At 41.0% G+C, this 24498-nt stretch carries 20 protein-coding genes, 1 tRNA gene and 1 pseudogene; 3 read left to right on the top strand and 19 right to left on the bottom strand.

All coding sequences use genetic code 11. The annotated features are described in order from the left end of the window. Positions 1 to 120: 120 nt before the first annotated feature. The 7 genes and pseudogenes from NCY30_RS00695 to NCY30_RS00665 all read right to left on the bottom strand — a co-directional run. Positions 121 to 282: pseudogene (locus NCY30_RS00695) on the bottom strand (sodium:alanine symporter family protein); the annotation flags it as partial. A gap of 238 nt (positions 283 to 520) precedes the next feature. Then, entirely contained in the window at positions 521 to 1453 is a 933-nt protein-coding gene (gene metA / locus NCY30_RS00690) for a homoserine O-acetyltransferase MetA (protein WP_006427941.1), read from the bottom strand. Between the two features lie 4 nt (positions 1454 to 1457). Continuing rightward, positions 1458 to 2804, bottom strand: a complete 1347-nt coding sequence (locus NCY30_RS00685) for an AI-2E family transporter (RefSeq protein WP_055193660.1) — start codon at positions 2802 to 2804, stop codon at positions 1458 to 1460. A 205-nt stretch (positions 2805 to 3009) separates the two neighbouring features. Beyond that, positions 3010 to 3348 carry a DUF1540 domain-containing protein gene (locus NCY30_RS00680; RefSeq protein WP_055304080.1) on the bottom strand — a complete coding sequence of 113 codons (339 nt, stop codon included), beginning with the start codon at positions 3346 to 3348 and terminating at the stop codon, positions 3010 to 3012. Positions 3349 to 3422: 74 nt separating this feature from the next. Beyond that, positions 3423 to 5351, bottom strand: a complete 1929-nt coding sequence (gene thrS / locus NCY30_RS00675; RefSeq protein ID WP_055193656.1) for a threonine--tRNA ligase — start codon at positions 5349 to 5351, stop codon at positions 3423 to 3425. 459 nt (positions 5352 to 5810) lie between these two features. After that, complete coding sequence (locus NCY30_RS00670) at positions 5811 to 6578, bottom strand: YdcF family protein (RefSeq protein ID WP_006427945.1); 768 nt, start codon at positions 6576 to 6578, stop codon at positions 5811 to 5813. Beyond that, positions 6563 to 7066 carry an SEC-C metal-binding domain-containing protein gene (locus tag NCY30_RS00665; protein ID WP_006427946.1) on the bottom strand — a complete coding sequence of 168 codons (504 nt, stop codon included), beginning with the start codon at positions 7064 to 7066 and terminating at the stop codon, positions 6563 to 6565. The genes NCY30_RS00670 and NCY30_RS00665 overlap by 16 nt, the downstream gene beginning before the upstream one ends. 95 nt (positions 7067 to 7161) lie before the next feature. Between NCY30_RS00665 and NCY30_RS00660 the strand changes: the two genes are divergently transcribed. Then, positions 7162 to 7458, top strand: coding sequence for a hypothetical protein (locus NCY30_RS00660; protein WP_022415997.1), 297 nt, complete (start codon positions 7162 to 7164; stop codon positions 7456 to 7458). Here the strand turns inward: NCY30_RS00660 and NCY30_RS00655 are convergent. The 3 genes from NCY30_RS00655 to cls form a co-directional block, all read right to left on the bottom strand. After that, the gene (locus NCY30_RS00655) at positions 7428 to 7607 is read right to left on the bottom strand and encodes a hypothetical protein (RefSeq protein ID WP_022415996.1); all 180 of its coding nucleotides are present in this window, start codon (positions 7605 to 7607) and stop codon (positions 7428 to 7430) included. The genes NCY30_RS00660 and NCY30_RS00655 overlap by 31 nt on opposite strands. Before the next feature lie 308 nt (positions 7608 to 7915). Beyond that, a complete protein-coding gene (locus tag NCY30_RS00650) occupies positions 7916 to 9208 on the bottom strand; it encodes an adenylosuccinate synthase (RefSeq protein WP_022415995.1) in 1293 nt (430 codons plus the stop codon). A 140-nt stretch (positions 9209 to 9348) separates the two neighbouring features. Further along, complete coding sequence (gene cls, locus NCY30_RS00645) at positions 9349 to 10911, bottom strand: cardiolipin synthase (RefSeq protein WP_006427951.1); 1563 nt, start codon at positions 10909 to 10911, stop codon at positions 9349 to 9351. A 209-nt stretch (positions 10912 to 11120) separates the two neighbouring features. Between cls and NCY30_RS00640 the strand changes: the two genes are divergently transcribed. Then, positions 11121 to 11465, top strand: a complete 345-nt coding sequence (locus tag NCY30_RS00640; RefSeq protein ID WP_022415994.1) for a hypothetical protein — start codon at positions 11121 to 11123, stop codon at positions 11463 to 11465. A gap of 167 nt (positions 11466 to 11632) precedes the next feature. On the opposite strand, the gene pdxR is transcribed toward NCY30_RS00640, so the two are convergent. The 3 genes from pdxR to NCY30_RS00625 form a co-directional block, all read right to left on the bottom strand. After that, the gene (gene pdxR, locus NCY30_RS00635; protein ID WP_006427953.1) at positions 11633 to 13030 is read right to left on the bottom strand and encodes a MocR-like pyridoxine biosynthesis transcription factor PdxR; all 1398 of its coding nucleotides are present in this window, start codon (positions 13028 to 13030) and stop codon (positions 11633 to 11635) included. A gap of 59 nt (positions 13031 to 13089) precedes the next feature. Next, positions 13090 to 14763, bottom strand: a complete 1674-nt coding sequence (locus NCY30_RS00630) for a glutamine--tRNA ligase/YqeY domain fusion protein (protein WP_055215352.1) — start codon at positions 14761 to 14763, stop codon at positions 13090 to 13092. Between the two features lie 145 nt (positions 14764 to 14908). Further along, positions 14909 to 16240, bottom strand: coding sequence for an MATE family efflux transporter (locus NCY30_RS00625; RefSeq protein WP_022415992.1), 1332 nt, complete (start codon positions 16238 to 16240; stop codon positions 14909 to 14911). A gap of 176 nt (positions 16241 to 16416) precedes the next feature. Here NCY30_RS00625 and NCY30_RS00620 point away from each other — a divergent pair. Next, positions 16417 to 16489 (top strand) — tRNA-Thr (locus NCY30_RS00620). Between the two features lie 73 nt (positions 16490 to 16562). Here NCY30_RS00620 and NCY30_RS00615 read toward each other — a convergent pair. The 6 genes from NCY30_RS00615 to galE all read right to left on the bottom strand — a co-directional run bounded on the left by NCY30_RS00615 (position 16563) and on the right by galE (position 24416). Continuing rightward, positions 16563 to 17576 (bottom strand): galactose ABC transporter substrate-binding protein, encoded by a 1014-nt coding sequence (locus NCY30_RS00615; RefSeq protein WP_243260023.1) that lies wholly within the window; start codon positions 17574 to 17576, stop codon positions 16563 to 16565. A 7-nt stretch (positions 17577 to 17583) separates the two neighbouring features. Beyond that, on the bottom strand, positions 17584 to 18225 hold the full coding sequence (locus tag NCY30_RS00610) for a hypothetical protein (protein WP_006427957.1): 642 nt from the start codon (positions 18223 to 18225) through the stop codon (positions 17584 to 17586). Further along, positions 18212 to 19951, bottom strand: a complete 1740-nt coding sequence (locus NCY30_RS00605) for a cache domain-containing sensor histidine kinase (protein WP_006427958.1) — start codon at positions 19949 to 19951, stop codon at positions 18212 to 18214. Before NCY30_RS00605 ends, NCY30_RS00610 begins: the two co-directional genes overlap by 14 nt. Continuing rightward, the gene (locus tag NCY30_RS00600) at positions 19941 to 21539 is read right to left on the bottom strand and encodes a response regulator transcription factor (protein WP_022415990.1); all 1599 of its coding nucleotides are present in this window, start codon (positions 21537 to 21539) and stop codon (positions 19941 to 19943) included. Before NCY30_RS00600 ends, NCY30_RS00605 begins: the two co-directional genes overlap by 11 nt. A gap of 192 nt (positions 21540 to 21731) precedes the next feature. Further along, positions 21732 to 23117, bottom strand: coding sequence for a melibiose:sodium transporter MelB (gene melB / locus NCY30_RS00595; RefSeq protein ID WP_006427960.1), 1386 nt, complete (start codon positions 23115 to 23117; stop codon positions 21732 to 21734). Positions 23118 to 23393: 276 nt separating this feature from the next. Beyond that, positions 23394 to 24416, bottom strand: coding sequence for a UDP-glucose 4-epimerase GalE (gene galE / locus NCY30_RS00590; protein ID WP_055193641.1), 1023 nt, complete (start codon positions 24414 to 24416; stop codon positions 23394 to 23396). Positions 24417 to 24498: the final 82 nt, after the last annotated feature.

Here is a 24498-nt window from a genome sequence, read left to right as displayed (position 1 = left end):
TATGGTTATACTTTACTGTATCAAAGTTGTTTTGTCAAGAAGTTTTTTACTTGTTTATCATTTCACTACCGGTACCGGTGTGTCATCTTTTGCATCCAGATTATGAATATATTTCTTCGTATCTTTTTCCACAGACAGTCTGATTCCTTTTGTAATGGTAAAACGCTGGATAAATCCTGTCTTGGCTGTCATATAAATATGTGTACCAAGCAGCAGAATGATCATTGGCCATCCCCAAACGACTCCATTTACGGTTATGACGATTGCATTCAATAACTCCATACCCTCTTTTCCTCCTTATTCCTTTATATGCAAAAAGACTCCGGGGATATTCCATCCTCGGAGTCTTTTGCCTACAATATTTTTTTGATATTATAACGCTCTGTGTAATGAACTTCAAGTTAATCTTGGTTCCTGCCTTGGTATTTTCTGCTTTCTGGCTAATCCTTATTTAATACCGTCTGCTTTTCCTGCTGTCATTTCATTTCTTCAACCTGACTCACAATTCCCTGAAAACGCCCTATTTCCAAGTAAAATCCGGTGTTCCTTCAAGGTCATATGGCGTAGCCTGATACACGTAATAATTTAACCAATTAGTATATAAATTATTAGCTGTTGCTCTCCATGTAAGTAATGGCCCATTCTCCGGATCATCGTCCTGATAATAATTCTTCGGAAGTTCAATCGGCAGTCCCTTGCTCTTATCGCGCTTATACTCTCCATCCAGTGTCACACGATCATATTCCGGATGTCCCATCACGAATATCTGACGTCCATTCTGTGCCATCGCAAGGAAGAGACCCACTTCATCCGATTCTGCCAGAATCGTGATTCTCTTATCTGCGCGCACTTTATCCAGTGGAGTCTCTGTGTGACGGGAATGTGGTGCCAGGAATACATCATCAAACCCACGTACCAATGGAATCTTACGGTTTAGCACTTTGTGCCAGAACAGACCGAACGCCTTCTTATCCAGCTGGACTTTATCGATTCCATAATGATAATACATTCCTGCCTGAGCTCCCCAGCAAAGATGCAATGTTGATACGACATTTGTCTTTGTCCAGTCCATAATGCGTGTCAGTTCGTCCCAGTAATCCACTTCTTCGAACGGCATCTGTTCTACCGGTGCCCCGGTGATGATGAATCCGTCGAATTTCCGGTCTTTGATTTCATCAAACGTCTGATAGAATTTGTTCAAATGACTCTTTGACGTATTCTTTGACTGATGTGAAGCTACTGCAACAAATGTCACATCTACCTGAAGTGGTGTATTAGACAGTGAACGTAATATCTGCAGTTCTGTCTCTTCTTTTAACGGCATCAGGTTCAAAAGTCCAATTTTGATCGGACGGATATCCTGATGTGTTGCACGGTGTTCATCCATTACAAATATATTTTCACTCTCTAAGATCTCCTTGACCGGGAGATCATTCTGCACTCTGATCGGCATAATCTTATTCCCCTTTTTCTTCTTTATTTTTTTCTATTTTCTGTTCTTCTGTTTCTGCCCCGTCATCTCTTTTTTGAAAATATGTACCGTCATTGTCTACATAACTGTCCCCGTTATAGCAGTCCGAATCTGTCGGCAGTTTCTTTTTCTCCAGCTGGTTATCCAGAAGGAGTTTTATAATATAATAGACAACCGCAAACGTCGGCACTCCAAATAACATACCAAGAATTCCGAACAATCCGCCCCCAAGAAGGATTGATACGATTACCCAGAATGCAGACAGTCCCGTAGAATTGCCAAGGATCTTTGGTCCCAGGATATTTCCGTCAAACTGCTGTAACAACAGTATAAATATCAGGAAATATATCCCTTTCATCGGATCTGCCAGCGCAATCAGGACAGCACTCGGGATTGCTCCAATATACGGTCCGAAGAACGGAATCACATTGGTCACCCCTACAATTACACTGACAAGCATTGCATACGGCATCTTTAAGATCGATGTACCAATAAAGCATAAAATTCCGATAATGATCGAATCTATCATCTTTCCAATAATAAATCCACCGAATATCTCATTCGTCTTTACTGCGATATGAATCAACAGGTTTGCACGTTCTGCAGGAAAAATCGCATAAGCTGCTTTTTTACTCTGATTAATGAACGTCTCTTTTCCAAATAAAATGTACACCGATACGATCACTCCGATCACCGCATGGAACATTTCCATAATCAATGTATACAGACCAACCGTCAGATGCGTCATCACTTCATTTACCTTATCCAACAGATCCGTACGCATCCACTTCTGAAGACTTGCCGAAGCTTCGTTCATTGCATTTTTCAATACTGCTGTCGCGGTCGAATCATCCAACTGTATATTATTGATCTCTTTTACCAGCTGATTGATCTGCGCCGGCAGTGTAAATATCAGATTACGGATACTTGTGATCAGTTCCGGTATCAGCATATTGATCAATGTCGATACAACCGTAATCAATACAACCAGCGCCACGATCACTCCTATACTTCTGGAAACCTTCTTCGCTTTTTCTTTCTTCTTCATGTGCTTTTCCAGCACTGGCACCAGATATGCATCTACGCTCTTCACGATTGGATTCAGAAGATACGCAATCCCGCATCCATACAATACAGGCTTTAAAATCGACAGGATCTTTGACAGTGTATTTGAAATCGCTTCTACCCTCAGCATGGCAAAATAAACCAGAATACAGGCAACAATTACCAGGAAATAGGTCATTCCACGGTTAAATTGCTGTCTTAATTTGGACGGTCCTTTTCTGCCAAACTTGGGACTGTTTTTATAGTATGTATTCTCTTCTTTGTTCATGAAATCCTCTTCTTCCCTGCCAGTTTTGGCATATAAAGCTATTATACCCTCACTGTAAATCTACGTCAACATACTTTGATACGACAAAAACCGGAGTAAAAACTTATTCTTAAGCTTTATTCCGGTTTTTCACACTTTTTTCTTTATCTGTACCTTTTATTCACTGATCGTATACATATGACTTGCGCATCTTTTCTTCCAAAGATTACGCACATCCACATTTGAACGTCGCGCATTCCGTCTCTTGACAGTGACAGGCATTCCCGCCTTCTACACTGATCTTTCCTGCATGACACTGACATTCTTTGTTATACATACAGTCTGTTGCCTTACAATCCACGTCACTTTTGGCAGATGCTTCTTTTCCCGCCATGTCCGAGTATGCATTCGAATAGGAGCTTCCACCTTTTCGCTCTTCAAAACTGTCACAGCTTGTCTCATCTGCTTTTTTTGCAGAATTTCCTCCTACTACGATACTGTCAAGATTACAGTAATAATTCTGGTTGTGTGTACAAGTCTGTACGGTACATCTTAAATCTGGCATAATATATCCTCCTTTCAAACTTCAAGATATATTATGCCAGTTCTCTTTATTTTTTATACATTTGTAAAACTAAATTAGTTTTCTTCTTTTACGACTTCACGTCTTGCTCTTGTTGCAATCTCTTCTGTAACAGATGCTACGAACTCATCCAGGCTCTTCTGTCCTTCGTCTCCTGCGAATCTGCTTCTTACAGATACCAGATTTTCTTCCTCTTCTTTTGCTCCTACTACAAGCATATAAGGAATCTTCTGCATCTGAGCCTCACGGATCTTATATCCGATCTTCTCTGCACGTGTATCGATTTCTGCACGGATACCTGCCGCATTCAATGTATCCAGTACTTTCTGTCCATATTCCAGATGTTTATCTGAGATTGGAAGTACCTTAACCTGTACCGGTGCAAGCCATGTAGGGAATGCTCCTGCGAAATGCTCGATCAGGATTCCGATAAATCTCTCGATAGATCCAAATGCTACACGGTGGATCATGATCGGACGGTGTTTCTCACCATCTGCTCCTGTGTATTCCAGTTCGAATCTCTGTGGAAGCTGCATATCCAGCTGGATAGTTCCGCACTGCCATGTTCTTCCGATAGAGTCTGTCAGATGGAAGTCGATCTTCGGTCCGTAGAATGCTCCGTCTCCTTCATTTACCACATAGTCAAGACCAAGGTCATTAAGCGCACCACGAAGACCTTCTGTTGCAAGTTCCCAGTCTTCATCACTTCCCATGCTGTCTTCCGGACGTGTAGAAAGTTCTACGTGATATTTGAATCCAAACAGCTGATATACCTCATCGATCAGAGCTACAACACCTTTGATCTCGTCACGGATCTGTTCCGGCATCATGAAGATATGTGCATCATCCTGTGTGAAACAGCGTACACGCATCAGACCATGTAACTGTCCTGATTTTTCATGACGGTGAACCAATCCGAGTTCTCCGACACGAAGCGGAAGATCTTTATATGAACGCGGTTCTGCTTTGTATACAAGCATTCCACCCGGACAGTTCATTGGCTTAATTGCAAAGTCCTCTCCATCGATCTGTGTTGTGTACATATTCTCTTTATAGTGATCCCAGTGTCCGGATGTCTCCCAGAGGTGTCTGCTTAAGATAATTGGTGTAGATACTTCTACATAACCTGCTTTTTTGTGAAGTTCTCTCCAGTAGTCAAGCAGTGTATTCTTAAGAACCATTCCCTTTGGAAGGAAGAACGGGAATCCAGGACCTTCTTCGCACATCATGAAAAGTCCAAGTTCTTTACCAAGTTTTCTGTGGTCACGTCTTTTTGCTTCTTCAAGCATGGTCAGATATTCGTCTAACAGTGCTTTCTTCGGATAAGAGATACCGTAGATTCTTGTAAGCATCTTGTTCTTTTCGCTGCCTCTCCAGTAAGCACCTGCAAGGCTTGTAAGCTTGAATGCTTTTACAGGCTTTGTTGTCATCAGGTGTGGTCCTGCACATAAATCAACAAATTCTCCCTGCTGATAAAAGCTGATCTCTTCTCCTTCCGGGAGATCTTCGATCAACTCTACTTTATATGGTTCGTCTTTTTCTTTGAAATATGCGATTGCTTCTTCTCTTGTCTTTGTAAATCTTTCGATCGGAAGAGCCTCTTTGACGATCTTCTTCATCTCTTTTTCAATCTTTTCCAGATCTTCTGCTACAAATGGTGTCTCGCGGTCTACATCATAGTAGAATCCATTCTCGATTGATGGTCCGATTGCAAGCTTTGTATCTGGATACAGACGTTTGATCGCCTGTGCCATGATGTGAGATGTTGTATGCCAGAATGCACCCTTTCCTTCTTCATTATCAAATGTAAGAATCTCCAGTTCACAATCTTCGCTTACAATGTGTCTGAGATCTACTACTTCACCATTAACTCTTGCAGAAGTCGCCACTCTTGCCAGACCTTCGCTGATATCTTTTGTAATATCCAGTACTGACATACTTCCTTCATACTCTTTGAAAGATCCATCTTTTAATGTAATTTTCATAATTATCATGTCCTCTCTTTTTATTTTTATATCCTATCCTCGGGCATGTATCTTCTTTCCTGCCCGTTCAGCAATCATCCGTAATCTGCTGCTTTTTTCTAAACGCATGGCATCTACAGGACCTGCCACTGGCCACTCCTTACGAACGCGTGGCGAAAAAAAAGCCCCTTACAGATAATCACTGTAAGGGACGAGTTATCTCGCGGTTCCACCCTGTTTGAACTGACACTTCACAGTCTCTATATTATTCACCAAAGACTTTTATGCCAGAACCTCTTAATTATGACGATAACGGAATCACCGGACTGTTTTGCAGCCACTCAGAGGTAGTTTTCAGAAGGTTCCAAAATAAGAAGCTTTCAGCCCGTGGCTTCTCTCTCTGGCATTTCTTTCCCAGCCTACTCTTCTCTTCAACGTGTTTTCTCATACATTTTCATTATAACACGGCATTTTGCTTTGTCAATATTTTTTCAGCCACAGCTTCCAGACCGCAAAACATTCCCGCACAAAATAATTTGGGAATAATAATGGATGGCAGCTTGCCGGTATCGGAAACGGCTCCTTAAATCCTGCACGTTTTGCATATACACACCCTCGATATACATGGAAATTATTTGAGACAATTCCTACCGGTGTATCTACATCTGCAATAAGGTTTCTGGAAAACTTCAGATTTTCCAGTGTGTTTACCGACACATCCTCCTGCACAATACGCCTGCGGTCAAGCCCTTCACACTCCAGATAACGTGCCATTGCATACGCTTCTGTTACTTCTTCATCTTTTCCCTGTCCTCCGGAGACGATCACATGTACTTCCGGATGCTCTTTCAGATACTCTGACGCGCAGTCCAGTCTTCGTTTCAGTGAATCGGTAATCTTCCGGCCTCTTACCTGCGCTCCCAGTACAATGATCCATCTTGTAGCGGATCCTGTTTTTGTGTCTTCTTCAAAGTGTTCTTTTCTTTTTCCCAAAGGGTTTCTGTGCATTCCTTTTATGATCTTTATCTCTGCGATCAGAAGAAAACATACCGAAATACCAATCATTGCTTCTACGATACACGGCATTCCATATAAACGGATCAGCGCACTCCCTGCAATTCCCACTATTCCGGTCGCCAGCCAGAATCTGGAAAAAGTAGAGTCCCATTTTTTCAGTGCGATACAGACCGCACTGTAATAAATGAGACTCAGGATACCTGTAACCAGAAATATTATCTGCCACAGCATTTTTTATATTTTTTTCCTGATCCGCACGGGCATGGATCATTTCTTCCGATCTTTTTAGGTTTGCGGATTGTTGTAGATTCCTTCTGTTCTTTGTAGAATTTCTTCAGTTCTTCTTCTGAGAAAATCTCTTTCCACTGTGGAAGTTCATACAACCAGTCAGCTTTTGCCGCTACCATATTCTTATACAGTCTTTCCTTGTCAAATGCAAGACTTACTACTGTATCTTCTTCTACTGTATCAAGATCGATCTCGATCAGAAGACTTTCATTGATACCATCCAGGAAACCGATCATTGTCAGAACTTCCTGTCCGAATTTCTCAGCCAATTCTTTTACTGTTCCTTTTACAACTTCATCCGGATTAGAAAGAAGCTTTTCATAAATTTCTTTCTCAATCTGGAAATAAGTTCCCCAGAATTTTTCTAACTGACTTCTGTCTGCAGTTTCGTCATAAGCGATGTTCTGCCACTGCTGATATAATGTACTCATATTTCTATACTCCTTTGTACGATATTCATTTGCAATTTTTCACTGCTCTCTATATAATATACTAAAGTCTTGATTCATTGTAAAGGATGATTATTATGAAAAATGCAAAACGTATTCTGGCACTTGCTGCCGCCATTTTATTATTTGGTATGTATCTCAGTACATTAATATTTGCCCTGATCGGGAGTCCGCATTCCATCGACCTTCTCTGGGCCTCTATTGCATGTACGATTGTGCTTCCGGTACTTCTCTATGGTTATATGCTGGTATTCAAGCTTACCCGGCATAATACTCCATCTGATGATTCAGCTGACAGCTTTCACAGCCACAGCTCGGATGATGTATCTAAGTTGTCACAGTCTCATGACCAGGCAAGCGATGATACCATATAAAACTCAAAGGGCATCAGACTTTCTTCGCGATCGTCTGATCCTTTTTTCTTATGTTTTCTTTCATCTTCTCTGATTTTCTTTCTCTTAGCAAGGTATTCTTCCATTGAAATCACTTCTGCTTCCTCTTTTGTCCAGTCTCTCGTATTCATAGTGCATACCTCCATCTTGATTATTTTTATCCCCTCTTACGTCTCTGGTGTCTGATTACACCGACGTTATTATTATATTTACGATGGTTTCATTATATGCATAGAATGTGTCAACATTATGGAAAAAATCTGAATAAAGCATAAGAAATTTCTTAAGGAAAACATAACAATCTACAGAACTTGCCACCGGCAACTTCTCTTTCATACTTTGGTATTAAAAAACAGAGATAGAGCAGCTCTCCTGTCTTCAAAAGACACATGGCCTGCTTTATCCCTGTTTTTCATCTCATGATTCGAAATATTTTATCTTATTTGGAAAATTTTGACTCTCTGTAAATGATATCATGTCTTTCCGGACCATTCGATACCATTGTAATTGGGTATCCAATCTGCTCTTCTACAAACTCAATGTAGTTTCTGCAGTTTTCCGGAAGGTCTTCGTATTTCTTAATTCCACGGATATCACTCTTCCATCCCGGAAGTTTCTTAAGAACCGGTTTTGCCTTCTCTAACAGATGTGTGGTCGGGAAGTCTGTTGTTACTTCTCCATCGATATCGTATCCTACACATACCGGGATCTCGTCCAGGTATCCAAGTACATCTAATACTGTAAATGCAACATCTGTGGTTCCCTGCATTCTGCATCCATACTTAGAAGCTACACAGTCAAACCATCCCATTCTTCTCGGACGTCCTGTTGTTGCTCCGAATTCTCCACCGTCACCACCACGGCGTCTTAATTCATCTGCTTCATCACCGAAGATCTCGCTTACGAACGCTCCTGCTCCTACTGCGCTTGAGTATGCTTTACATACAGTTACGATTTTCTTGATCTCATATGGAGGGATTCCTGCTCCGATTGCTCCATATCCTGCTAATGTAGAAGATGAAGTAACCATTGGATAGATTCCGTGATCCGGATCTTTCAGTGATCCAAGCTGACCTTCTAATAATACTTCTTTTCCTTCTTTGATTGCATTGTTCAGGAAAAGAGATGTATCACATACGAATGGTTCGATCATCTTTTTATATTCTTGAAGTTCATTATATAAATCATCAGGATTGATCAATGGTTTATGATAAAGGTGCTCCAGTAATACATTCTTCTGTTCTGCCACACGGACAACTTTCTCTTTTAACAGTTCATCATCAAATAATTCACTGACCTGGAATCCAATCTTTGCATATTTGTCTGAATAAAATGGTGCAATACCAGATTTTGTAGAACCGAAAGATTTTCCTCCCAGTCTCTCTTCTTCGTATGCATCAAAATTCTTATGATAAGACATTACCATCTGGGCACGGTCAGATACCAGAATCTTCGGCATCGGAACTCCCTGATCGATAATAGACTGCACTTCCTTGAATAACACCGGTACATCCAGTGCTACACCATTTCCGATAATACTGGTTGTATGACCGTAAAATACTCCTGATGGAAGTGTGTGTAATGCAAATTTTCCATAATCATTGATAATTGTATGACCTGCATTCGCGCCTCCCTGGAATCTTACGATGATATCTGCCTGCTCAGCCAGCATATCTGTAATCTTACCTTTTCCTTCGTCGCCCCAGTTGGCACCGACTACTGCTTTAACCATATCCATTCCTCCTGCGTTATTAACATGACTTATCAGTCTACTTTAGCGAGTCTAATCAAACCGCCTTAAGCATTATACTATACATTTTATCTTGGTTCAATAATATTTTTACAGAAAATACATATGATTTCCTGTATTCTTTACATTAAAGGCGCAACCAGTCTTAACACCTGCCCGGCTACCTTCATAAGAACTCCTCTGTTTCTCACCTCGGTCACTGTCACTTTGTGACATTTTGCCAGGGTATTCTGGAAGTCTTCTTCTACTTTCTGAACCTCCGGATTATCATAAATAAATACTCCGTTTTCAAAATGCAGATAGAGACTCCGGAAATCCAGATTGATACTGCCTACTGTTGCCGTATCATCATCAGATACAAATACTTTCGCATGTACAAATCCAGGTGTATACTCATAGATCTGCACTCCGCCTTCAATCAATTCTTTATAATATGTCTTTGCTACCGCGAATGCATACCATTTATCCGGAATATGCGGCATGATGATGATCACTTCAATACCACTTTTGGCTGCACGTATAAGTGTTGTCAGCATCTCATTATCCAGTATCAGATACGGAGTCATGATATGCACATACTTCTTCGCATGATTCAGGATATGGAAATACACCTCTTCTCCTACGTTCTCATGGTCAAACGGACTGTCCGCATATGGGATCACGTATCCCAGTCTGTCATTCAGTGATTCCGCTTTTTTTGTAAGATATTTTCCATAAGGCTCAACACCACGCATATCTACATCCCACATCTGCAGGAATATCATTGTCAGGCTCTGGACCGCATCTCCTCTTAACAGAACAGCTGTATCTTTCCAGTGACCGAATCGTTCTTTTTCATTGATATATTCATCAGCCAGATTCACACCACCTACATACCCTGTCTGCCCATCGATCACACAGATTTTTCTATGATCGCGGTTATTCTGGATTGTAGACACAAAAGGCCGGATCTTATTGGACATTTTGCACTTGATCCCGAATTTCTGAAGTTTCTTAGGGTAACTGTACGGCAGCAGATCAAATGCACACATTCCATCATACATGAACCTGACTTCTACACCTTCGTTCACTTTCCGTTTCAGGATCTCCAGGATTGTATCCCACATAATTCCTTCCTCTACAATGAAATATTCCATGAAAATGAACTTCTCTGCTTTTTCCAGCTCTTTAATCATAGAAGCAAATTTATCCTCTCCCACCGGGAAATATTCGACTTCCGTATTGCGGTAGGTCGGAAATCCAAGTTGATGTGACAGATAATAAGACAGCTGTGCATTTGCCGATTTGCTTGCCCAGAGTGCCTCTGTAACCTTCTCATCCTGATCCATATAAGGTTCTGTCTCCATACGAAGTGCCGCAAGTCTGTTCTGTACAAATCTCGTCTCCAGCTGCAGATGTACATAGATATAAAATACCGTTCCTATAACCGGAAGTGCCATCACACACAGCATCCAGGTCATTTTAAATGCCGGGTTCCCTTCTGTATTAATGATATATACAAGAACAACGATTTCCATCACGCTCATCGCACTGTATATAAAGGTTGCATACTCTTTCAGATAGTATGGAATTCCTAAGAATACCAGTAACTGTATCAGAATCAATATGACAAAAATCCCGGCACGGCTGAACACCATTTTAAAAAATTTCTTCTTTGCCACCGTCTTTTTGCTTTGTTCTTTCATACTTTTTCTCTCCTTTATCCAGGACCATACAATTCTCACCGGGTTTTTCCGTCCCAGGCTCCCTTCAGGTACTGATACAGCCAGGATATGATACAGTGTATCATATTTTTATTTTCTTCTCAACTTGCAATAATTTATTTTAATTTAATGGAAAAAAGCATATAATATGTGCTATGATAAGGAAAAGAACGGAAAGGAGTCAGATTATCATGGCAAAATGGAGCAAAAAATTATTAGGTCTTGCAGCAATCGGCAGTGCCGCAGCAGGTCTGGTTTATTATTTAAAGAAGTCAAAGAAAAATGAGGACGATGATTTCAACGATGATTTTGAAGACGAAGACTTCGATCTGGATAATGACCTCCAACCGGTTGACCGTGGATATGTCGATCTGAATGCAGCCAAAACAACTACCGAAGAGGACAATGCAGCAGATGACAGTACAGAAGATACCTCTGCGGACAACACAGAAGATACTTCCGAAGATGCTGATGCTAAGGACACTCCGGATACTTCCGAAGACACTGACGAAGACGACGGAGATGACGAGGATTAATCGGTATTTATTACCTTTACTGCAGAAGACATTTCTGTATCCAATAGTCTTTTTGCATACACAAGTATAAAAGAGCAGTATATGATATCAACAGGGTAATCTTTTTATTCTCCCCGTTTGATATTATATACCGCTCTTTTTTCTTTCTAAAATGTTGGAAACACTTTCTATTTTCTCCAGCATTGATTCAGAATTGCCACAGCTTCTTTGATATCTTCTTCTCTCATATTCGCATATCCCAGAAGGATGGTTGCTTTTTCCTTTTCATCTTTGCGAATCCGGTAATCAGAAAGCCCATATACCCGGATATCTGCTTTTTTCGCCTTCTCGATCAGATTTCTTTCTTTTTGTCCGTTTTTAAATGTTAACAGGATATGAACCCCTGCATGTTCCCCCGATATCTCACAGATATCTCCCAGTGGTTTCAAAGCTTCGATCAACACATCATGCCTGTTTTTATATAACGCCCTGGTCTTATTCAGATGGCGTTCATAATATCCTTCTTCAATAAAGTGCTGCACGATCGTCTGATCCACTTTTGATACCGTAGAATTCACAAAGCTTCCCTTCTTCCGATATGCTTTCAGAATATCTTTTGGCAATACCATATAACTCAGACGTATTGCGGGTGCGATGGATTTGGAGAATGTTCCAAGGTAAATGACTTTATCTTCCGCATCATATCCCTGTAATGCCGGAATCGGTTTCCCTTTATAGCGGAATTCACTGTCATAATCATCCTCTATAATATATCTTCCGTCTTTTTCATATGCCCATTTCAAAAGCTCCATTCTTCTTCCTATCGGCATAACAATCCCGGTCGGATACTGATGGGATGGCGTTACATAAGCAATATCAGCTCCCGTACTTTCAAGATCCTGTATTTTCATACCATGTCTGTCCATCGCCACAGGAACCGTCTCATACCCAAGTGTATGGATCACTCTGTATGCCTGTTTATAAGTCGGATCTTCAAATGCGATCATATGTTCTGTTCCGAGGATCATACCAAGCAACATCAGAATATAATCACTCCCCGCGCCGATCAGAACCTGATCCGGTGTACAGTCCACTCCCCGCGCCTGATACAGATAATTACTGATAGCACTCCGGAAACCATATTCGCCCTGCGGATCCCCTGTACGGAATAATTCTGTCCTGTCATCCATCAGGATATCTTTTGACAGTTTTCGCCACACATTATACGGAAAGCTGTTCAGATCAACTCCATTCGGCGTGAAATCATATTGATACACTTTTTTCTTTTCTATTTTCCGTTCGGACTTCTTTTCTTCTTTTTTCAGTTGATATAATTCATCAATCTGAGCCACGAAAAAACCGCGGTATGGGGCAGATTCAATATATCCTTCTGATAATAATTGTTCATATGCCAGTTCAACCGTACTGCGGCTGACTTCCAGATGCTTTGCCAAAGCCCTGGTAGACGGGAGTTTTTCCCCGTAAGGAATCCTCCCGTTCTGGATATCAGACTTGATATAATCATAAATCTGCTCATACAGCGGCTTCTTCGAACGACTGTCTAGATTTATCGTTAATTCATTCATTTTATTTTTCCATCTTAATCACAGTATCTTTATTAATGTATTCTACTGTTCATTATTTCTTATTTTTTAGGCAGCTTAAATGAACTCTTCAGCGATACGATACGGTTAAATACCAGATTCTCCGGTGTAGAATCTTTCGAATCGATACAGAAATATCCGTTTCTTACAAACTGGAAGCTGTCGCACGGACCTGCTTCGTTAAAGCTGTCTTCTACATAGCACTCCTTTAAAATCTGCAGTGAATTCGGATTCAGATTCAGGGAACCGTCTTCTTTATTATATACACCCTTCTCTTCATCGATCAGATTCTCATATAATCTTACTTCTGCTTTCTTTGCCTGTGGAGCACTTACCCAGTGGATTGTTCCCTTCACTTTACGTCCGGTAAATCCTGTTCCACATTTTGTCTCCGGATCATAAGTACAGTGAACAACCGTTACATTTCCTTCGGCATCCGTCTCGTAACTTACACATTTTACAAAATATGCATGCATCAGACGTACTTCATTGCCAGGGAAAAGACGGAAATACTTCTTCGGCGGCTCGATCATAAAATCATTACGCTCAATATAAAGCTCACGACCAAATGGCACTTTTCTCATACCAAGTTCCGGATTCTCCAGGTTATTCTCTACATCCAGATACTCAACTTCTTCCTCCGGATAGTTATCAATTACCAGTTTGATCGGATCAAGAACTGCCATCATACGAGGCTTCTTCATCTTCAGATCCTCACGGATACAGTACTCAAGCATTGCATAGTCTACAGAGCTCTGGCTCTTGGATACTCCACACATCTCAACAAACATCTTGATAGATTCCGGTGTGAATCCTCTTCTTCTGAGGGCTGCTATTGATACCAGTCGCGGATCATCCCATCCGTCTACGATACCATCCATAACCAGTTTCTTAATGTATCTCTTACCTGTAACGACATTTGTCAGATACAGCTTTGAAAATTCAATCTGTCTCGGTGCCGGATCAAATTCACATTCTTTCACAACCCAGTCATATAATGGTCTGTGGTCTTCAAATTCCAGCGTACAGATAGAATGTGTGATATGTTCGATCGCATCTTCGATTGGATGAGCAAAATCATACATTGGATAGATGCACCATTTATCTCCGGTGTTATGGTGTGTCATATGAGCCACACGGTAGATGATCGGATCACGCATGTTAATATTCGGCGATGCCATATCGATCTTTGCACGTAAGACTTTCTCTCCGTCCTGATACTTGCCGTCTTTCATCTCTTCGAAAAGTCTTAAGTTTTCTTCTACCGAACGGTCACGGTACGGACTGTTCTTTCCAGGCTCTGTCAGCGTTCCACGGTATTCACGCATCTCTTCTGCCGTCAGATCACAGACAAATGCTTTTCCCTTCTTAATCAGTTTTACGGCACACTCATACATCTGATCAAAATAGTTAGATGCAAAATAGAGATGATCTCCCCAGTCAGCGCCTAACCATTTTACATCTTCTTTAATAGACTCTACGAATTCCATATCTTCTTTCATCGGATTCGTATCGTCAAATCTCAGATGAAATGTTCCATTATACTTCTTTGCAAGTCCTGAGTTCAAAAGAATAGACTTTGCATGTCCGATATGCAGATATCCGTTTGGTTCCGGTGGGAATCTTGTACATACTTCACTGTACACTCCTTCTGCAAGATCTTTATCTATTTCCTGTTCAATAAAATTTTTGGAAACTGTTGTTTCTTCTCCCATGGTATCCTCCTTAGGTTTTAACTATACATTATGCTCATTATCTTATCATAAAAAATATGATGAAACAAGGGAAGATACTTTATTTTATCCCAATTACCTTTAGCGCAAATGTACGAATTTTAGAACAGACGGATTTTGCCCGGCCTTACAGATCCATCCATTTTCCTTTCCATACATACAAAAGCATCAGTAGCATTCCCAGAAGCCAAGACGTCGGATAACACATCATCACATGTCCGAGACTTCTTGTCCATGCCATTGTTCCCGCGATCCACATCACACGGAATCCACACAAAGATACCAGAAATACGACCATTGCCTGCATCGTCTTGCCTGTTCCTCGTATCGTTCCTCCCAGCACATGCAGAATTCCAAGCATCCAGTAAAACGGACAGAAATACCTCATAATATATACACCATACTCCACAACCTTCTGGTTCGTCGTAAAGACACCTATCACCTGTGGAGCAAATATCAGCAACATAATCCCGGTTAACACCGAATAGCCAGCCCCCATCACAGTAGATATATACATTCCTTTTCTGACCCTGTCCGGCTTTCTGGCGCCAATATTCTGTCCCGCAAATGTAGTTGCGGCCATACTGATGCTCAATACCGGAAGAATGTTAAATCCATCAATCTTTATATATGCCGCAAATCCGGCCATAACCGTTGCCCCGAAACTATTCACGCTCGTCTGTACGATCAGATTCGAAAGTGAAATTACAATATTCTGGATTCCCGTCGGGATTCCGATACGGATGATTTTTGAAAGCAGATGGTCATAGCAGCGGATTTCTTTAATCTTCAACTTATATACATCTTCACTTCTGATCAGAAATCCCCATATAAAAATGCATGATATCAACTGACTGATATCCGTAGCCAGTGCCGCGCCAACGATTCCAAGCTTCAGTCCGACAACCATGATCAGATCCAGGAATATATTTGAAATCGCCGCGATCATCAGGTATACCAGGGAACGTCTGGAATTGCCCACGGCATTCAGAACACCCGCCGACATATTGTAAACTACCGAAAATAAACTTCCGCCAAAATATACCTGCAGATAGATTACCGACTGTTCAAATACCTTGTCCGGTGTTCCCATCAGGCGCAGCATCGATGGTGTCATTGTAATTCCGATTACAGTCAGAAGCACTCCTGCTACCAGCGCGATCGCCATCGTAGTATGTACGGCCTTCCTCACGCCTTCTGTATTTTTGGCCCCATAAAACTGCGAGATCACAACACCTGCACCAGTCGATGCTCCTATGCAGAAACCGATCAGCAGGTTAATAATCGCACCGCTGGATCCGACTGCTGCCAGTGCGTTACTTCCCACATAGTTGCCGACAATAATCGAATCCACCGTATTATATAACTGTTGAAACAAATTCCCCAGAATCAGCGGGATTGCAAAAAAAAGTATTTCTTTCCAGATCACGCCCTCTGTCATTGTCTTCATCTTTTTCATGTTTCTCTCCCTCTTCTGTCTACCATGTTCTAAATTACTATTCTATTCCTATTTTCATTTTCCGGCAATATGTTTTCTTTATATTTCTTTTGATTTTCTCCCGGTATCACAAAAAATGTATTGACAAAATCACCTGATTCATTGTATAGTATCAATGTTGCATATCACTTATGCATGCTGCCTTGGCTCAGTCGGTAGAGCGTCGCCTTGGTAAGGCGGAGGTCGGCGGTTCGATTCCGCTAGGCAGCTTAAAAGAAAAGCTCTGTAAATCATGATTGATTTACAGAGTTTTTTATTTTTTAGTTCTTCTTTTCTTTTGCTTTCATTCTGTTCCTTCCGCTTTAACGATTGCCTTCGGCGTACTATACCACACTTTCTGATATGATCCTGTATCCTTTTTCAAAATTGCCTGCATCAGCCGGCATATTTCCATTACCTGATCTTCCATCTTATTGTCAATCGTTCCATACATTTCGCCCGACATAATCTTCTGGTGCATTTCTTCACTGTTATTAATCCCGATGATCACTGGAAGTTTCAGATTTTTTTCTTTGTAATAATCATACACCCCAAGTGCCATATCATCGTTATTGCAGATAACAGCCTCTACGTTCTGTACTGCCTCGTCATCTAATGCCGCAAACTTTTCATAAGCCAGCTCTCTCTTCCATTCAGCCAGGATATTTCCCTTCTGATTCAACGGAAGTTCTGCACCCGTTTCCAGGAATCCGCTTGTTCTGCGGATTGCATCAAAATGTGATTCTTCTCCTTCTACCAGTACATAATCCAGCATTCCATTTCCATTCCAGTCGAGTATTCTGCTTTGTTTTTTCCAGAGATCTTTCAACAGTTCCCCCTGCATCACACCGGCCGCTCTGGCATCCGTTCCTACATACCAGACATTTTTCGATATTTTCAAGTCCTTTTCATCAATCTCCCTGTTAAATAAGATGACTGGTATGTCTGCATCTTTGGCGTCAGTCAGTACACTTGCCGCCGATGCCGGTTCTACAAGATTTACAAGCATCACATCGTAAGCCTGAGCATACATCTCCTGCAACTGTTTTTCCTGACGGCTGCCGATCCCTTCTGCATCATAGATTTCATAAGATACTTTTTTCCCAAGTATTCTCGTCTGTCCTATCTTATCTTCCAGTTCTCTGATATAACTTTCCATAAATGTATCGCTACGGTCATATACTGCAATTCCGACATGTATATACCGGTCTTCTTTTTGCGGCAGTTTCCATGCGATCACAAGTCCGGTCAGAAGAAGGAGCAAAACGATCAGTATGAGGGTGTATTTATCTATCTTGCATTTTTTACCGTGTTTCATCTTCCGATCACCTTGAAAGCAGCGCATCATATTCACCGCTTTCCATCCTTTCTTTATCCAGTCTTACCGGCTTCAGACAAATATTCTTCATATCTTTTGTCTTTCCTTTCTTTTCTAACATCTGCATGCTTTCATAGCCAAGTCTGTATGTATTTTCTACATAAATGAATGGTTTTTCCCCATTTCTCACCTGCTCCAGCACTGCATCTTCTACCGGCAGACGATATTGTTCTTTCTTACTTTTTAAAGTAGCTGCATAATACTTAAACTCACTCTGCATCGTATCTGTCACTGCCAGAAGATTATTTTTCTTATAACCGCCTTCCTTTTTCTCCAGATACATTTCCGGATATACAAGAAGGATCCCTTCAGAGCCATTCTCCATTTCTTCTTTCACAAGTTCATCAAACGCTTTTTCCGTCAGTCTGCTTTTATACCATACATCCAATTTCACATGGTCATCATAAGCCTGGTCCCGTATTCCATCTAACAGGCCATACAGCTCATTCTGACTGTCTTTCGGTAAGATCACCGTAATCCTCGTCTTTTCCTCTGTGTAATTCTGGCCTGCCATCATCTGCATGGATACAAATGCGATCAAAAGAAGTAAAAGGATCAGCAATATATGTTTTTTTCTACCTTGCATCATCGGTTTCCTCCATCTTTGGAATTGTAATGGTCGCTGTCGTTCCTTCATCCAGTTCGCTCGTGATGGTTACGCCATAATCCTCTCCGTAGATCAGCTGGATCCGTTCGTTTACATTCCGCACACCAATCCCCGATCCGCGTTTGCTCGAAATTACTTTGTTGTGCATGATATGATCTATGGTTTCCTGTGTCATTCCAGGTCCGTTATCTGCTACATCAATTCCAATATCTCCATCCCTATCATAGATCCGGATGGTAATCTCTCCGTCCTCATACATTCCCTCCATGCCATGATAAATCGCATTTTCAAGCAGCGGCTGAATGGATAATTTCGGACACAAGTATTTTAACAATGCCGGATCTGCCTCTATCTGAAATTCAAATTTATCCTTAAATCGGATATTCTGAATTGCGAGATAACTGGATGCATGTTCCAATTCTTTCTCCAACGGAATCATATCTTTTCCCTGACTTAGAGAGATACGGAAAAACTTTGCAAGCAGAGATACCATCTTTCCTGCCCCTTCATATTCCTCACTTCGTATCATCCAGATGATCGAGTCCAATGTGTTATACAGAAAATGTGGATTAATCTGAGACTGCAGCAACTTCTTCTCCATCTGCTGACGCTCGCGTTCGTTCCTTCGGATTTCTTCCATCTGTTCCTGCAGCTTATCTGCCATGATATTAAAATGTGCGCTGAGATTTTTCAGTTCTCCGATTCCCTCTTCTTTTGCCTTAATATCATAATTGCCTTTTCCAAATTCCTGCATCGTCTGAAGCAGACGATAAACCGGATCCGTAAAGCTTCTAAAAAGTAAAATATCCAGGAAAATTAATATCACGCCAACCAGCAGCAGAGTAAACCATGCAACATAGTGCAGATTATAACTTTCAAAATCCAGACTGGACATCGAGTTTACGAGTACCACATTCCATCCGGTATATCCAATCTGCTGGCGCTCAATCAGCCATTTTCCTCCGCTTTGCTCTTCTATTTTATAATTCTTACAGGCCATTGCCTCTTTCACCGTTTTTTCCTGATACATTTCCGAAGCGATCTCTTTTTCAAATGGATGATACAGTAATCGCCGGTTTGTATCCAGAAGGTAACAGTATGCCGATTTTTGACTCTTATAATGCAGCAATACCTCATCTATCGAATCCGTATAATACTCCAGAAGCAGTACTCCGGACTTCATATTGCCATTTTCCACATATTCTATGTAACGGCTGATTTCATAAACGTATCTTGCCTTGTCCGGTTGTACCAGTTTCTTCTCTCCGTAATGAATCGTCTCTATATTCTTTTGTGCATTTTGAAACCAGGCTTCCTGTTTTACCTCTGCTTTATTCCTGTCCGGTAATTTTTCCGAATGCCACAGACTGCTTCCATCTGCATCGTAAATTGCAGCGCTATAAAGCACCTCTGATTCCCGCACCATGCGTTGTTCCATTTCTCTTTGAAACATTTCTGTTGCCGTATCATAGGTCCGGATATCCTGATAATAAATCGAGTTGATCAGTTCATTGATATTCTCTATCTCCGCTTCTAAATCCTGGGCCAGCGTTTTTTTCTGTTTTGATACTTTCTCAATAGTATCTCTTTGAAAATATCCCGAAAAATAATGCGAAAATAAAAACATACAGCTTATAATACAGACCGCAATGGAAACAGACATCACGAACGGGAACACAATGCGGATACTTACTTTTTTATCCTTCATCCGCATCTCCCCCCTGTTTTCTGTATTTTACCGGAGACATTCCACAATTTTTCTTAAATACATAGCTGAAATAATTCGGCTCCGGATATCCCACCATATTTCCGATCACCTGACTCTTATAATCTGTCTGTAAAAGCAGTTTTTTCGCCTCTTCCATCCGACGTCCGGTCAGATAGTTCACAAATGTTCCACCTGTTTCCTGTTTGAAGATTTTCGAAAAATACGATGAACTGACATGAAGCTTTCCACACACGGTCTCTACACTTAAGTCAGGATCCGGAAACCTCTCTTCTACGATCTTGCGCGCATGTTCTGCCAGGATGACATTATTATCAATCTGTTTTTTCTGAATCAGCGACCGGATCAGTTCACAGTAATTGACCAGCCAGTGATCCAGCTCTTCCCCTGTACTTAACGAGAGAATCTTCACTGCCATTTTCTTCGTTCCTGCAAATTCCATATCCGATGTGATCTGATATTTTTTGTAAAATCTAGAGAATGAAAATGAAATTTCCAGGATCAGAACCTGATATTCGTTTAACGAATACTGTCTCCTATGAAGCCATGCAAGCAGACTTTCCACCTGACTTTTTAACTCTTCTTCCGTATAATGTGTGATATTTTTCCCTATATTCTCTACTTTTGTATTCCAGTCTTCTTTGACATCCTGCACCGGCATGATGTCATTATAATACGTATAACTTTCTTCTACCGTTACCAGATTGTAATCCAGTGCCTCAAGTGCCTGTTCATACAATGACGGCATATCCTCAATTTTCTCCCTGCTGACACTGATTCCGCAGGAAATCCTGCTTTGGAAAATACGTTCGATCAAAACAACTGCTTCATCAATCGTCCTTGTGATTCTTCCGACATCATGCTTTTTATTACTGCCCAGAATGAATATCTCATTATCACTCATACCAAATTCGTATACACGTGCGATCTTTTCCAATGCCTCTTTTATGGTCTGCTTCACTGCCAGTTCGCTCAGTACATCCTTTTCATCCCTTCTGCCCACTTTCATGGCAACAACCGAATATACTGCATCTGTAAATTCCAGCTTCAGATTATCAATCTGACTTTGCAACTCATTTTTATTCATTTTTTCTGTTACCAGGCGAGTAAAAAACTGTTGCCGCAAAAGCGGAAGGCTCTCCATATAGGCATGTTCCAACCGGGCACGGTTCATTTTTTCATTGTATTCTTTATCGAGTTCTTCGTGCATCTTCATAAGAAGATTCTGCATCTCCTCATAGTTGATGGGTTTCATAATATATTCCGATACCCCATAACTGATTGCGAGTCTTGCATATTCAAAATCATCCCATCCGGAGAATAAGATTACTTTCGTGTTCATATAATCCTCATGGATATGCTTTGCCAGTTCCAGTCCATCCATAAATGGCATCTTAATATCACTGATCACCAGATCCGGATGCACCTCTTCCATCAGTTCCAATGCTTCTTTCCCATTCTGTGCCACTCCGGCCACACGAAATCCAAGTTTTTCCCATTCAATTCCTTTTTTCATTCCATACAGGATCTGCTGTTCATCGTCTGCCAGAATAATACTAAATACCCTCACGGTTCCTCTCCATTTTCCAACTTATTTTTCATGTCTTTCTTCTGTTTCTTCTCAATCAATGTATTTATTTACTGTTGCTTTTGTAACCTGTTAAGTATTCTTAGATTATATAATGTACCTGCGTATACAGCAATAAGGCAAGCCGATTTTAATTTAAAATCCAGCTTGCCTTATGATTATGTATTTCGCCTTTTATGCTTCCTCTCCGGAGCCATTAATCTTAGCCACTACTTTTTTCATAAATTCATCGCTTAATTTATATTTGTTCTTATATACGATGTATGCCAGAATGACTCCGATTGTCGGTACGATACACATCAGTACACGGATAGAATTCTGTGTTGCCAGCGACTGTACTGCATTCGGTACATATCCGGTAAGTTCCAGTACAAATCCGATTGCCAGTGAAGTAAATGCTGCGGTCAGTTTTACGATCAGTGTCTGTAAAGAGAATACCACTCCTTCATTTCTCGTTCCAAGAACATACTCACCATAATCAACAACATCTGCAAGGAATACAGTCGCACATCCAAGTTCCAGACCAGTTCCTGTCTTAACGATCACACCTGCAACTGCTGTCAGCGCAATGTTATTCGGGCATGCAATACCAACGATCAGTAATAAGATCAACCCGATTGGCGGGAGTACACATGCCATCAGGAACGCTTTCTTTCTGGATAACACCTTTGTTACCTTCGGAAAGATCAGAAGTCCGACTACTTCTGCAACCGATGCACTGATCATAAATGCAGATAACATTCCCGCATTATTACATACATAACTGAAGTAATAAGTTGCAACTCCCATGATTGCCTGAATTGCCACGTTATATAAAAGAATCAGTAATACTGCCCATCTTAACTGATCATTCTTCTTAATGACAGTAAAGAGGTCTTTGAATTTCATCTTGTCCTTTTCCTCAACATCATGCTGGATCTTCGGCAGATTGATCACACATACAGCCATTGTAAAAATAAATGTTGCTGCAATGATCAGTGCAAATCTGTGATATCCTGTGTAATCACCACCAAGTCCTTTAATAATCTGCACACCGAAGCCTGCAATGATCAGTGACTGTCCGATACTTGCAAAAATTCTTGGCAATACCGATACTTTTTCACGTTCCTGTGGATCAGAAGTCAGATTCGGAATCACTGACCAGTATGGAATATCCATGATGGTATAAGTCATTCCCCATAAAATATATACAACCGTCGCAAAGACGCAAAGCTTCACACCTGTCAGATGAAAATCTGTAAATACAGTTACAAATACGAACGCATTGATCAGCGTTCCGATTACAAGCCACGGAACAAACTTTCCAAAACGGCTTCTCGTATTATCCACGATCATTCCCATGAACAGATCATTGAACGCATCCCAGATCTTCGCCACGAAGAACATCGTTCCAATAAACGCCGGTGCAACTTTAATGATATCTGTAAAATAGATCATCGAAAATGTTGCGATCATTCCATAAATCAAATCCTTACCCAATGCCCCAAATGCAAATGTATACTTTACTCTTCCGGGAATCTTTCCCTGGTATACTACACTGCTCTTACTGTTATTTCCCATTCCTCTTTACTCCTTTTTACATTTTTCTGCACAGCTCTTTAGCATGAATAAAGTTTAACATTTGGGAATGCATATGAACATTTGATATTCTATTCAAAAAATATGAATTTCTATTTGGTATCTACCGAACCTGCCACCGGCAACTTCTCTTGCATACTTTGATATCTACAGGACCTGCCACTGGCAGCTCCTTACGAATACATGGCAATAAAAACAGGGCAGCCTGCGAAAAGACTGCCCTGCATATAAATTGTATTTCCACCTTATTAAAAATTTCTATTTTTCATATCCGTTTGGATTCTGTGACTGCCATCTCCATGTATCGGCACACATCTCATCCAGCCCTTTTTCAGCCTTCCAGCCAAGCACTCTTGCTGCCTTGGCAGGATCTGCATAACACATCGCGATATCTCCGGCTCTTCTTGGTTTGATCTCATATGGAATCTCTTTTCCACATGCTTTGCCGAATGCTTTTACCATATCAAGCACGGAATATCCAACACCCGTTCCAAGATTGATCACATCAAGTCCCGGATTGCTGAAGATATAGTTAATTGCTTTTACGTGTCCTTTTGCAAGATCTACTACATGAATGTAGTCACGGACTCCGGTTCCGTCCGGTGTGTCATAGTCATCTCCGAATACGCCGAGTTTTTCAAGCTTTCCTACTGCCACCTGTGAAATATATGGCATCAGGTTGTTCGGGATTCCCTTCGGATCCTCTCCGATACGTCCACTTTCATGTGCTCCTACCGGGTTGAAATAGCGAAGAAGAATAACATTCATATCTGGATTGGCCTTCTGTACATCCGTCATGATCTGTTCCATCATGGATTTTGTCCATCCGTAAGGATTCGTGCACTGTCCCTTCGGGCACTCCTCTGTGATCGGCATCTCCTCCGGACTTCCGTATACAGTTGCAGATGAGCTGAATACGATATTCTTAACCCCTGTCTGTTTCATAACATCCATAAGTGTCAGGGTTCCTGTTATATTATTACGGTAATACTCTAATGGCTTCTGTACAGATTCTCCGACTGCCTTCAATGCTGCACAGTGAATCACCGCATCTACACCCTCTTTTTCCATCATTGCCTTCAATGCAGTTTCATCCATTACATCTCCTTCATAAAATGTAATGTGCTTTCCAGAAAGCTCTTCTACTCTCTTTAAAGATTCTTTTGACGAATTGCACAGATTGTCATATACAACAACTTCATATCCTTCATTCAAAAGTTCCAGTGCTGTGTGACTTCCGATATAACCGGCGCCTCCGGTGATTAATATTTTCTTTGTCATTACGATACCTCCTATTTTTACCTTTACTGCATATATCATTATAAGAATCTGTAATTTTCCTGTACATACAAAAAACTCTACA

The organism is Dorea sp. MB18-49 (assembly GCF_023669465.1).
GTDB lineage: Bacteria > Bacillota > Clostridia > Lachnospirales > Lachnospiraceae > Dorea_A > Dorea_A longicatena.
The sequence above is the reverse complement of the archived record's forward strand: the minus strand, read 5'-3'. Positions and strand labels throughout refer to the sequence as shown.